Genomic DNA, 12,258 nt, shown 5'->3' with positions numbered 1-12,258 from the left:
ACATCGGAGACTCGGCAGTGGAGGAATACACCGGGGACGAATCGACTCCGCCGGAGAGCGGCATACCCGGCTGATCGGACACGAAAAGGCACGCAGAGCGAGCTCTGCGTGCCTTTTCCACGTTGTGATCAGCAGATCCGAAAACCCCTCGTTTGCCGGATCCGCCGACCCTGTGACCCCCAGATCGTGTCCCCGTAGCGGGGAGCAGCCGAAGCTGCGGTGATCAGCGCTCGATGATGGCGGTGACGCCCTGGCCACCGGCCGCGCAGATCGAGATCAGGCCGCGGCCCGAACCCTTTTCGGCCAGCATCTTCGCCAGCGATGCGACGATGCGTCCACCGGTTGCGGCGAACGGGTGGCCCGCGGCGAGCGAGGATCCGTTGACGTTGAGCTTGCTGCGGTCGATGGAACCGAGCGCACCGTCGAGTCCCAGACGCTCCTTGCAGTACGCGTCGCTCTCGAACGCCTGCAGCGTCGCGAGCACCACCGAAGCGAACGCCTCGTGGATCTCGTAGTAGTCGAAGTCCTGCAGCGTCAGACCGTTACGGGCGAGCAGACGCGGAATCGCGTATGTCGGGGCCATCAACAGGCCGTCCTTGAACGATCCGTTGCCGTGGATGTAATCGACCGCTGCAGTCTCGGAATCGACGAGGTGCGCCAGCACCGGCAGGTTGCGCTCGGCAGCCCATTCGTCGCTCGACAGCAGCGCAGCCGACGCGCCGTCGGTCAGCGGAGTCGAGTTGCCGGCCGTCATGGTGGCGTCACCCAGCTTGGTTCCGAAGACCGGCTTGAGGGTGGCCAGCTTCTCGACGGTCGATCCCGGACGCAGGTTGTCGTCGCGGGTCAGGCCGAGGAACGGCGTCACCAGGTCGTCGAAGAATCCGCGGTCGTACGCGGCTGCCATGTTGTGGTGGCTCGCTGCGGCCAGTTCGTCCTGGTCCTCGCGGCGGATACCGAATTCCTTCGCGGTGATGGCGGCGTGATCACCCATCGACAGGCCGGTACGCGGCTCACCGTTGCGGGGGATCTCGATGCCGAGCATGCCGGGACGGACGTTGCCGAGCAGCTTGAGGCGAGCGGTGGTGCTCTTCGCCCGGTTGAGCGAGAGCAGGAACTCGCGCAGTTCGTCGTTGACGCCGATCGGAGCGTCGGACGTCGTGTCCACGCCGCCGCCGATACCGGCGTCGATCCGGCCCGAGGCGATGGCGTCGCCGACGGCGATGATCGACTGCAGACCGGTACCGCAGGCCTGCTGGATGTCGAATGCCGGGGTGTACGGGCTCAGCGCGCTGCCGAGCACGACCTCACGGGTGAGGTTGAAGTCCCGGGAGTGCTTGAGCACGGCACCGGCTGCGACGAGGCCGAGACGCTCGCCCTGCAGACCGAATCGCGATACGAGACCGTCGATGGTGGCGGTGAGCATGTCTTGGTTGGACGCCAGCGCGTACTTCTTGTCCGAACGCGCGAACGGAATGCGGTTGCCACCGACGATTGCGACCGGTCGTAGCTGCTTGCTTGTCACTGACGTCTCCAAACATCGTCCCCAGCATGTGGGGAATGGCCCTGGTGGAGTTTCATCTTACTGGCGAGTAAGTTGGTTGTCGACACCCGGTCGTGCGCCTCGCCCTCAGAGCGAGCAGCGCTGAATGAAAGGTACGACAGTGGCAGCCTCCAAGGGAGCCCCAGATCTCTACTCAACGTTCCTCGCGTCCGCGCCGGGAGCCTTCATCGCCAAGCAGGCCGGCCTGCCGCAGCCCGAGAAGCTGCGCCGCTACAAGGCAGGCGAGCCGCCACTGGCCGGACCGGTCCTGATCGGCGGCAGCGGCCGCCTCGTCGAGCCGCTGCGTGAGCTGCTCTCGGACTACCCGCAGTCGCAGCCCCACGACGACAAGCACGGCGGATTGGTGTTCGACGCCACCGGCATCGGTAACGTCGCCGAGCTCGAGCAGCTGTTCAAGTTCTTCCAGCCGGTCATCCGCAACCTGGCACCGTCCGCTCGCGTCGTCGTCATCGGCACTACTCCCGAAGAAACGTCGAGCGTCGACGAGCACATCGCGCAGCGCGCCCTCGAAGGCTTCACCCGCAGCGTGGGCAAAGAGGTCAAGCGCGGCGCGACGGCTCAGCTCGTCTACATCTCCCCCAACGCGTCGACCGGACTCTCCGGTCTCGAATCCACCCTGCGATTCCTGCTGTCGGCCAAGTCCGCCTTCGTCGACGGCCAGGTCATCGCCGTCGGCGACGCCGACTCGCAGGCACCGGCCTCGTGGGACAAGCCGCTCGCCGGCAAGGTCGCCGTCGTCACCGGCGCTGCCCGCGGCATCGGTGCCACCATCGCCGAGGTTCTCGCCCGTGACGGAGCCACCGTCATCGCCGCAGACATTCCCGCAGCGGGAGAAGCACTCTCGCAGACGGCCAACAAGGTCGGCGGTACCTCGCTGGCCCTCGACGTCACCTCCCCCGACGCCGGCCAGGTCCTCTCGAAGCACCTGCTCGAGCGCCACGGCGGTGCCGACATCATCGTGCACAACGCCGGCATCACCCGCGACAAGACCCTCGCGAACATGGACGACGCCCGCTGGAACTCCGTCATCGGCGTCAATCTTGCTGCACCGCAACGCATCACCGACGAGCTGGTGGCATCCGGCGCACTCAAGGAGGGTGGCCGCGTCGTCGACGTCTCCTCCATCGCCGGTATCGCGGGCAACCGTGGCCAGACCAACTACGGCACCTCCAAGGCCGGCGTCATCGGCCTGGTGCATGCATCCGCACCGGTGCTCGCGAAGAAGAACATCACCATCAACGCGGTTGCTCCCGGCTTCATCGAGACCGCGATGACGGCGGCCATCCCGTTCGCCACCCGCGAGGCCGGACGGCGCATGAGCTCGCTGCTGCAGGGCGGCGAGACCGTCGACGTCGCGGAGTTGGTCTCCTACTTCGCTTCTCCCGCATCCAACGCCGTCACCGGGCAGGTCGTGCGCGTGTGCGGCCAGAGCCTCCTCGGCGCATGAGCACCGTCACGCTCACCGAGCAGCCGAAGACGTCCCAGATCTACACCTCGGCTGCACTGGGTGCCTTGCCCTTCCTCGGGTCCAAGTCGAAGACGGTGCCCAGCACCGTGTTCGAGCTCAAGGGCCTGCGAGTGGACCAGGACAACCTGGCCGGCTACTGCCGCGCGACGGGGCTGCGATTCGGCGATCAGCTCCCGATCACCTACCCGTTCACGCTCGTGTTCCCGACAGTGATGAAACTGATGGTGTCCAAGGGCTTTCCGTTCGCCGCCATCGGTTCGGTGCACGCCGAGAACGTCATCGAGCAGTTCCGCGGCATCTCGGCATCGGAGCCGCTGGATATCCGAGTGCACGCGGAGAATCTGCGCGAGCACCGCAAGGGCTTGCTGGTCGACCTGATCAGCGAGGTCAAGGTGGGACGCGAACTGGTCTGGAAGCAGACCTCGAGCTTCCTGAGCCTGCAGAAGACCTCGCTCTCGGGTGGACCCCGTGAAACACCGCCTGCAGACGAGGTACCGCCGCCCCCGACCCGCACCCTGCGCGTCGATCAGCGGATCATCAGCCGGTACGCGGCCATCTCCGGAGACCGCAACCCAATCCACGTATCCTCGCTCGGTGCAAAGGCTTTCGGCTTCCCGAAGACCATCGCACACGGAATGTGGAGTGCTGCAGCGGTACTGCAGACGGTCGAAGGCCGCATCCCGGAGGCCGTGAAGTACAGCATCCGATTCGGCAAGCCGATCATCCTGCCCGCGACGGTGAACGCATACGCCGATGCCGTCGGCACCGGCTGGGACCTGTCACTGAAGAACCCGAAGAAGGGTTACCCGCATCTGACGGGAACCCTGCGCTGAGTTAGCTCGAACTCGAAGTTATGGACGGATTTCCTCGGATTTCCGTCCATAACTTCGAGTTCGGCTGTGTAGGTGGCGGCAGGAGTGGAGCCTGCGGAACGACCCGGGCGGCCAGCTAGGTTGTGGCAGTTTTCTTGCCGGCGAGTCCGCGCCACGCCAGGTTTTCCAGGAGGTCCGCTGCGGCGTCGACCTCGATTTCTCCGCCTGCCACGCGGTCGGCCACAGCCTCACCGGCCCCGACCAGTGCTACGGCCATCAACCCGAAGTTCTGTGACTGTTCCGGGTCTCTGGTGCTCATCGCCAGCAGACCTGCGGTCAGCTCGATCAACCGGTCTCGGCTGCTCTGCACCTGCGAGGCAAAAGCCTGCTGACCGATCGCCTGGCGGTAGAGCACCATCCACGACTTTCGGTTCTCTCCGACGAAGCCGAGAAAACCGACCAGCGCACGGCGCAGTTGTTCGCGCGGCGTCAGGGTCGGGTCTGCAGCGGGCGTCAGGGCCTCGACGAACTTAAGGCCCTCACGATGGATGCACGCCGCGAACAGCTCGTCCTTCGAGCCGTAGTACAGATAGAGCATCGGCTTGGAGATGGCCGCCTTCTTGGCGATCGAATCCATCGATGTCTCGTGAAACCCGTTGTCGGAGAACACATCCACTGCCGCGTCGAGCATCTGTTGCTCACGGACGGCGCGGGGCAGTCTCTTGGTGCCGCCAGCCATGGATCCTCCAATACGTACGAAGCACTAGACGTTACTCCACAGTAAGGTCGAGCGACGACCGATCAGGCTCCGCACGCCCCTTTGAACCGAGCAACCGTCGCCGCCGCCTCGTCCACCTGGGCTGCGGGAAGGCGTCCCGTCGCCACAGCGTCCTCCAGATTGTCCAACACCGCCGGCACCTGATCGGTGGTCAGCCACAACGCCACGTCTGCTCCGGCAACCAACGCCGACTCGACCGCGTCGACGATCCCGAGCCGGGCCGTGATCGCTGCCATGCCACTGAGGTCGTCGGTGAAGATCGGACCGTCGAACGGCGCGGCACCGTATCCGACGCCGTCACGAAGCAACGCCATGGCCGCAGGGCTGATGCTGGCGGGAACACCGGGGTCGGTCAGTCCGGGCACGTCGAGGTGGCCGACCATGACGCCCACTCCGGTGGTGTCGAGCGCGGCGAACGGCAGCAGATCCTTGGCTTTCAGCTCGTCGAGCGGCGGCGTAGTGACGGCCCCGGTGTGCGAGTCACCCGAACCCGAGCCGTGCCCGGGAAAGTGCTTGATGACCGGCTCGACACCCGCATCCTTCAACCCCTTCGCGTACGCCCCCGCGTACTCGATGACGACCTGCGGATCGTCGGAGAACGAGCGGTCGCCGATGACGGAATCATCGGGCTGAGCACTGACGTCGACAACCGGCGCGAAGTCGACGGTGACGCCGAGATCCTTCAGTCCCCGGCCTCGCCTCAAGGCCTCCTGATACGCCTCGTCCACCGACATCGTCTGCGCCAGTTCCCGCGCCGACGGTGCCGCACCCAACAGATCGGCAACCCGCGACACGCGTCCGCCTTCTTCGTCGATCGTCACCATCGGTGCCACCGCGGACGCGTCGAGCACCTGCGGAACCTCACGGTTGCCGAGCATCGACTCGTCGGTCCAGCTGCCGACGAAGATCCCGCCCACCTGCTCGGTGGACATGATCCGAACCGCGTCCTGTGTTCCGGTGACGCCCACGGTGAGCAACTGAGCGAGACGTTGCCGCTCGGTCAGACCGGCGACGAAGGTGACACACGCATCGGCCGGCGGAGGCGTCGACTGCGGGACCGTCGTCTGCGGAGCGGTCGTCGTCGAGGACGGAGCCGACTGTGTCGAGGCCACCTGCGACGATTCACTGGAACACGAGACGAGCAACCCCACCCCGACCGTCACTGCTGCAGCGGACCGAACCGAAAACCGAAGTCGCATGGAATACGACGGTAGCCGAGAAGTTGCGTGCTGCTGACCGCCCTCCGGTTGGGATCAATGCGACTTTGTTGCACTCCGAGCGACCGAAACCCACATTGATCCGGGGCGGGGGCGGGGTAATCTGGACGAAAGCGACATGAGGAGAATCACCACCATGACTGCTGACCTCATACTCATTGCCTACGACGGTTCCGACAACGCCAAACGAGCCATCGACTATGCGGGACGGTTTCTCACCACCTCTCGCGCGATCGTCGTCACGGCCTGGGAACCGATGGTGCGGCAAGCAGCGCGGATGTCGGGTCTGTCGGGTGTCATGCAGCCCGAATGGGTGCCGGACGACGAGGCCGAGGACGTCGCTCTCACCGATGCGAAGGTGACCAACAGCGAGGGCGTCGCCCTGGCCGAGGCCGCAGGCCTGAAGGTGGAAGGCCAGTGCACCGAATGCACCACCGCCATCTGGAGCGCGATCGTGGAGAAGGCCGACGAGATGAACGTCGACATCATCGTCACCGGCACCAGGGGCACCACGGGGCTGCGGGCCCTACTGCAGAGCTCGGTGGCCGAGCACGTGCTGCGGCACAGCCATCGACCCGTGCTGATCGTTCCTCCCGGAAAGTAACGCGTCCACCGGCCGGTTCACGGGGTGCAGGTGATACCGTGATGCCCGCGTGGGGGACAACCTCGCCCACTGCTTCACTGAGCCGACTGACTGGAGAACCGAGATGAAGTTCGCTGTCCCGGGTGTCATTGCCGCCGTCGTCGGAGCCGTACTGGGTGCCGGGGTCGTATTCGGAGTCACCGCCGGTGCAGCAGACAACTCTCGGCCGGACATCGATCGCACCGGAAACGCCGACTCGTCCTTGCTGAACCAGGTTGAGTACGGCAGCCGCTGACGCTGGTCGCTCACGTGGATCGTTGATCTCGGCCGAGCCGCTCGGTCGGATTTGGCTCTTCGGAGTCTCCGCTCTCGCATTCCTGCTCACGTTTCTGCAGGTCCCGGGCTTCACCGTCGCCGATACCAAGTACGACCTGGCGCAGAACCCTCTCGGATTTCTCGAACGCGCCTCGCATCAATGGAACAGCGCCGCACCGCTGGGCCAGGTGCAGAATCAGGCCTACGGCTACTTCTTCCCGCACGGGGCGTTCTTCGCCGGCGGTGATCTGCTGTCGATTCCGCCGTGGATCACCCAACGCATCTGGTGGGCGCTGCTACTCGTCGCCGGCTTCTGGGGAATCGTCCGGCTCGCCGAGGCACTCGGTGTCGGCAGTCGCACTTCCCGTCTGATCGCAGCGACAGCATTCGTGCTGTCCCCCAGGGTGATCACCACTCTGGCGTCGATCTCCTCGGAGACGATGCCGATGATGCTCGCGCCGTGGGTGCTCGTTCCCATCGTTCGTTACCTGAACAGTCGGTCCGCAACGAACACGGTTCGGCGTGCGGCGGCACAATCGGCGCTGGCCGTGGCGTTGATGGGCGCGGTCAATGCCGTCGCGACGGCCGCCGCCGTTCTGGTGGCCGTCATCTGGCTGCTGTGCCATCGACCGAACCGCCGCTGGCTGGTGTTCGCGGCCTGGTGGACCGGCTTTCTGGTGCTGGCGACACTGTGGTGGATCGTCCCACTGCTGTTGCTGGGCAAGGTCTCTCCGCCGTTCCTCGACTACATCGAATCGTCCGGCACGACGACCCAGTGGACGTCGCTGACCGAGGTGCTGCGCGGTACCGGCAGCTGGACCCCGTTCGTCTCTCCCGAGCGGGTGGCGGGCGCCGTGCTGGTGACTCAGCCTGCTGCCGTGATCGCGACCGGCTTGATCGCGGCCGCAGGCATTGCGGGTCTGGCGATGCGCTCGATGCCGGCCCGCGGCCGATTGACGGTCATGTTGTTCGTCGGCCTCGTTGGCCTGGGCGCAGGGTTCGTCGGCGATCTCGACGGTCCGTTCGCGGCAACCGTGCGAGTGTTCCTCGATTCCGCGGGCGCACCTCTGCGCAACATTCACAAACTAGAGCCGGTCATCCGAATCCCGTTGGTACTCGGCCTCGCTCATCTGCTGGCCCGGGTTCCACTGCCGGGTTCGGTTCAACGGCCGACGTGGCGAGCGGCCGTCGCGCATCCCGAGAAGCACCCGATGATGGCGGTGACCGCGCTGGTCCTGGTGGCGCTGACGCTCTCGACGGCGCTGGCGTGGACGGGCAAGCTCGCGCCGCGCGGTGCGTACGAGGCCGTGCCGCAGTACTGGCACGACGCCGCCGACTGGCTCACCGACCATGCCTCCGGCTCGAGTCCCGACGGTTCCGACGCGCAGCGTGCACTGATCGTGCCCGGCGCACCGTTTGCTCTGCAGACCTGGGGCCTGACGCGCGACGAGCCGTTGCAGGCTCTCGCGACCACGCCCTGGGCCGTCCGAGATGCGGTGCCGCTCACGCCGCCCGGTGCCATTCGCGCCCTCGACTCGGTGCAACGACTCTTCGCCGACGGCAGGCCGTCGACCGGCTTGGCCGATACCCTTGTGGGACAGGGCATCAGCTACGTCGTCGTGCGCAACGACCTGGATCCGGAGGATTCGCGGTCCACCCGACCGGCGTCCGTCCACCGCGTGCTCGACGGTTCGCCGGGGCTCGAGAAGGTGGCAGAGTTCGGCGAGGACGTGGCACCGGGTCAGGTGGACGGGGTGGTTCTGGACGGCGATCTACGGCCTCCGTATCCGGCCGTAGAGATCTACGCGGTCGATGCCGCAGCGGACGTACCTGCCTCCGGTCCGTACACGGTCGATGTGGATCGAGTGCCGGTGGTGCAGGGCGGCCCCGAGTCGATTCTGCGATCGAACGAGTTGCGCAACAACGGTGTTCGCCTGCCCGTTCCGGCCGGACCGACGCTGTTGGCGTCGGATGCAGCTGCTGCCGGCCTGCCCGTCGATTCGGTGACGGTGACCGACACACCGATGAATCGCGAGACCGACTTCGGTCAGGTGGACAATCACAACTCCGCGTTGCGGGCCGCCGACGAGCCCCGTCGTTCGCTCAACGAGGTGCCCGATTATCCGGTGTACGGGGCGCAGACCGTGGACGCCGAGTGGGAAGGCGCGACGTTGACCGCGTCGAGTTCGGCGTCGGACGCGACTCAGATCGGGGGCAGTGTGCCCGGCAGCGGGGTCGCGGCGGCAGTGGACGGTGACCTGGCCACCGGTTGGATCAGCAACGGCATCGAACGCGCTGTGGGGCAATGGCTTCAACTCGATTTCGATACTCCGGTGCGCGGCGGGTTGCTGCACATGCGGACCAGCCCGGGAACGATCGGAGACCCGGTCAAGTGGGTCGAGGTCACCACTCCGAACGGCTCGACGGCGGCCCGGGTGGACAAGCCGGGAGACCCGATGACGGTGTCGCTGCCCGGTGGGGAAACTCCGTGGCTGCGCATCACCGCGAAGTCGACGGTCGACGGCACCCGGGGCAGTCAGTTCGGCATCAGCGAGGTGTCGGTGGACGACTACTCCGATCGAGACAACCCCAAGCCGGTCTCCATCGTGCATCGCGCGGTACTGCCACCCACTCCCGCGGGCGCGAGCGTCGACGCGTGGGAGCTGGGCCAAGAATTTCCGGGCCGCTCCGGTTGCCTGGACACCGACGATCGAATCCGGTGCAGCAGTGGACTGTCCAAGTCGCCGGAGGAACTGGGCCGCTTCTCGCGCACGATCGACGTCCCGATGGGCACCGCGGTGATCCCCGAGCTGACGGTACGCACGCGGCAGTCCCCCGAGCTCGAGGCCCTGCTGGCCCAGCCCGGCCGGCCGTTGGCGAGCGGGGCGTCCGACGTCGCGGACCTCGACGGCTCTGCCTTCGCCGCCACCGACGGCGACCCGCGTACGTCGTGGACGGCGCCGGAGAAGTCGATCACCGATCGAGCCGGCACCGACCCCACTCTCACCATCCAATTGCCCGCTCCGACACTGGTGGACGGGCTCGAGCTGAGCCCCAGCCTCGGCGCGCTGCCTGCCCACCCCACGCGGGTGGCAGTGAATCTGGGCAACGGTCCGATGGTGCGCGATGTGGATACCGACGGTTCGACGACACTCGCGTTGGCACCGTACGTGACCGACAGGATCGTGCTGTCCATCGTGGACTGGGACGGCGTACTCGACCGAAACTCGTTGGGCTTCATCCAATCTCAGCCGCCCGGATTTGCCGAGGTCACACCGTTGTCCGCCGGTGAGCCGATCGGGCCGCCATACGACGGTGACCGGCAGATCACGGTCGACTGCTTCGACGGGCCCCTGGTGTCCATCGCGGGGCAGACGGTGCGCACCTCGGTGACGGCCACCGCAGACCAATTCCGTTCCGGCGCAGCTCTACCCGCATCGGTCTGCGACGCGGACACCCCGGTGAACGACAACTTCGTCAATCCCGTGTCGCTCCCCGAGGGACGCCAGGACATCGTCGTCGAACCCGGAGCGTCGTTCTTCGTCGACGGGCTTCGACTGCGCACCATGCCCATTCCGGCGTTGTGGCCGGACACGTCTGCACCGCAGGCGGCGCGCACCACAGCATGGAGCCCCGATCACCGCGAAGTGACCCTCACCTCGAGCACCTCGGATCGCCTGCTCGTCATCCCCGAAAGCAACAACAGCGGCTGGCGGGCAACGACACCCGGAGGGACCGAACTGACCCCGGTGGTCGTCGACGGCTGGCAGCAGGCCTGGATCGTCCCGGCCGGGGCGTCGGGCACGGTGTCGTTGGATTTCACCACCGACCGCTGGTATCGACTCGGGATCTTCGGCGGACTACTGCTGTTGATTCCGTTGCTGATCGCGGCGCTGCGACGGCCTCGCGGCGTCGTCGATCCGGGCCCCGCGCCCAGGCCCTGGCGTAGCACTCCGGTGGCGTTCGCGGCGCTGCTCGGCGCGGCGATCGTGCTGGCAGGCGTCGTCGGAGCGATCTCGGTGCTGGTTCTCGGTGTCGGCTCGGCGCTGCTGAACCGCCGTTACGGGTCGGAGCTCACGTCTCGCGTATCGGTGTGCGCAGCAGGTGGATTCGCTCTGCTGGGGGCAGCGCTGCTCTCACTCGGGCCGTGGCGGTCGGCCGACGGATATGTGGGCGGGTCCTACGCGGTGCAGCTGGCATCGTTGATCGGCATCGTCGCGTTGGCCGTCAGCGCGATGCGGAAGCCATGACCGCCTTCTTCGGCGCGAACCTGCGCCGGGCCGGCTCTTCCACCAGCGCATAGCTCGCGGCAGCGACCGGAATCGACAGCGCCAAGGTCACCGTCAGCACGAACCACATGCCGCCGGAGAAGGGGACGATGCCGAACACCGGGAACACGACGGCGAGCACGGCCAGGTGCCAGATGAAGATCCCGTACGACCAGCGGCCGAGGGTCAGCATCACCGGATGCTCGAACACCCGATGCCTGCGGCCGGAATCGGCCAGCACCAACGGCGAAAGCATCGCGAACGCCAGCACGGCACCGAAGACGATCTTGAGCTCGAACTGCCACGGCTCGGGCCGCACCAATCCTTGTGGGCCCGCCAGCGGCGTCGCCGACAGAACGAATGCCGTCACCGCGATCGCGGGCATCACCCATGTGCGACGCGCCCAACGATGCACCCACATCTGCGGACCGACCGATACTTCGGCGAGCACCATGCCGGCGGCGAACCACGGGAAGTAGCCGGGCAACCAGTTGTCGTGATGGATGGCTTCCGGTGTCGCGATCGGAATGAACGCCCAGGAGAGCGTCACCGCGGACGCAGCGAGCAGAACCCACACTCGGTACCTCGCCGACGATCCCCGAAGCCGGATCATCAGCCAGGCGAACAGCGGCAGCAATAGATAGAACGCCACTTCGACCGACAACGACCACATCTGCGTCATGCCCTCGGTCAGTGTCAACGGTACGAACACCTGGGTCAGCGACAGGTTGGCCAGCCACACCCGATAGTCCCCGCCTGCGTGCGGCAGAAACAGCAGGACGAGCACCGTGACCACCCAGTAGGCGGGCAGGATGCGCACTGCGCGTGACCAGAAGTAGCGGCGAGTGGGCTGCGCCTGCGTGAGTCCGCGGGCCTGCGCGGCATGCGGGCGCCACAGCAGAAATCCCGACAGCGCGAAGAAGATCGCCACCGTGAGATCGAACCGGCCCCAGACTCGGCCCATCAGCGGGGAATTGGCGGCCCCGGTCTGGAATGCGACGTGGGTGACGACGATGCCGAGCGCGGCAACTGCCCGCATCCCCTCCAGAGCGGGCACGAAGGCACGCAACGGTACGACGGACGCCGAGTGGACTCGAGTGCTCATGGTGGCTCAAGTGTGCCGTGTCGAACCGGCATGGACGAGACCGGTGCCACTGTCGACTGTTACTGTCACCTGCGACGTGTCGTAAGAAATCGGGCAGCGCATCGGGGAATTCGTACGATCCCGCCTGCGGTGTCTTCCAGTGAAGCGGTCG

General features: G+C 66.4%; 9 protein-coding genes. 5 read left to right on the top strand and 4 right to left on the bottom strand.

Annotated features, from left to right (window positions below):
* Nucleotides 1–223 precede the first annotated feature (223 nt).
* Entirely contained in the window at nucleotides 224–1,522 is a 1,299-nt protein-coding gene (locus CH262_RS19545) for an acetyl-CoA C-acetyltransferase (protein WP_032387612.1), read from the bottom strand.
* 139 nt (nucleotides 1,523–1,661) lie between these two features.
* On the opposite strand from CH262_RS19545, the gene CH262_RS19540 reads away from it, so the two are divergent.
* Both CH262_RS19540 and CH262_RS19535 read left to right on the top strand, forming a co-directional pair.
* Nucleotides 1,662–3,008 carry a 3-oxoacyl-ACP reductase gene (locus CH262_RS19540; protein WP_032387611.1) on the top strand — a complete coding sequence of 449 codons (1,347 nt, stop codon included), beginning with the start codon at nucleotides 1,662–1,664 and terminating at the stop codon, nucleotides 3,006–3,008.
* Nucleotides 3,005–3,862 carry a MaoC/PaaZ C-terminal domain-containing protein gene (locus CH262_RS19535; protein ID WP_027495383.1) on the top strand — a complete coding sequence of 286 codons (858 nt, stop codon included), beginning with the start codon at nucleotides 3,005–3,007 and terminating at the stop codon, nucleotides 3,860–3,862. The genes CH262_RS19540 and CH262_RS19535 overlap by 4 nt, the downstream gene beginning before the upstream one ends.
* A 115-nt stretch (nucleotides 3,863–3,977) precedes the next feature.
* On the opposite strand, the gene CH262_RS19530 is transcribed toward CH262_RS19535, so the two are convergent.
* Together CH262_RS19530 and CH262_RS19525 are read right to left on the bottom strand one after the other, a co-directional pair.
* Nucleotides 3,978–4,580, bottom strand: a complete 603-nt coding sequence (locus CH262_RS19530; protein ID WP_027495382.1) for a TetR/AcrR family transcriptional regulator — start codon at nucleotides 4,578–4,580, stop codon at nucleotides 3,978–3,980.
* 62 nt (nucleotides 4,581–4,642) lie between these two features.
* Complete coding sequence (locus tag CH262_RS19525) at nucleotides 4,643–5,818, bottom strand: glycoside hydrolase family 3 N-terminal domain-containing protein (RefSeq protein ID WP_032387610.1); 1,176 nt, start codon at nucleotides 5,816–5,818, stop codon at nucleotides 4,643–4,645.
* 154 nt (nucleotides 5,819–5,972) lie between these two features.
* Here CH262_RS19525 and CH262_RS19520 point away from each other — a divergent pair, with 154 nt between their 5' ends.
* The 3 genes from CH262_RS19520 to CH262_RS19510 all read left to right on the top strand — a co-directional run bounded on the left by CH262_RS19520 (nucleotide 5,973) and on the right by CH262_RS19510 (nucleotide 10,984).
* Entirely contained in the window at nucleotides 5,973–6,440 is a 468-nt protein-coding gene (locus CH262_RS19520) for a universal stress protein (RefSeq protein WP_027495380.1), read from the top strand.
* A gap of 103 nt (nucleotides 6,441–6,543) precedes the next feature.
* On the top strand, nucleotides 6,544–6,714 hold the full coding sequence (locus CH262_RS19515; protein ID WP_072692026.1) for a DUF2613 domain-containing protein: 171 nt from the start codon (nucleotides 6,544–6,546) through the stop codon (nucleotides 6,712–6,714).
* 22 nt (nucleotides 6,715–6,736) lie between these two features.
* Nucleotides 6,737–10,984 (top strand): alpha-(1->3)-arabinofuranosyltransferase, encoded by a 4,248-nt coding sequence (locus CH262_RS19510; protein WP_032387609.1) that lies wholly within the window; start codon nucleotides 6,737–6,739, stop codon nucleotides 10,982–10,984.
* Here CH262_RS19510 and CH262_RS19505 read toward each other — a convergent pair.
* Nucleotides 10,962–12,107, bottom strand: coding sequence for an acyltransferase family protein (locus CH262_RS19505; RefSeq protein ID WP_032387608.1), 1,146 nt, complete (start codon nucleotides 12,105–12,107; stop codon nucleotides 10,962–10,964). The genes CH262_RS19510 and CH262_RS19505 overlap by 23 nt on opposite strands.
* Nucleotides 12,108–12,258 lie beyond the last annotated feature (151 nt).

The sequence above is a fragment of the Rhodococcus sp. 05-2255-1e genome (assembly GCF_002259025.1).
In the GTDB taxonomy this organism is placed as follows: domain Bacteria; phylum Actinomycetota; class Actinomycetes; order Mycobacteriales; family Mycobacteriaceae; genus Rhodococcoides; species Rhodococcoides fascians.
The sequence above is the reverse complement of the archived record's forward strand: the minus strand, read 5'-3'. Positions and strand labels throughout refer to the sequence as shown.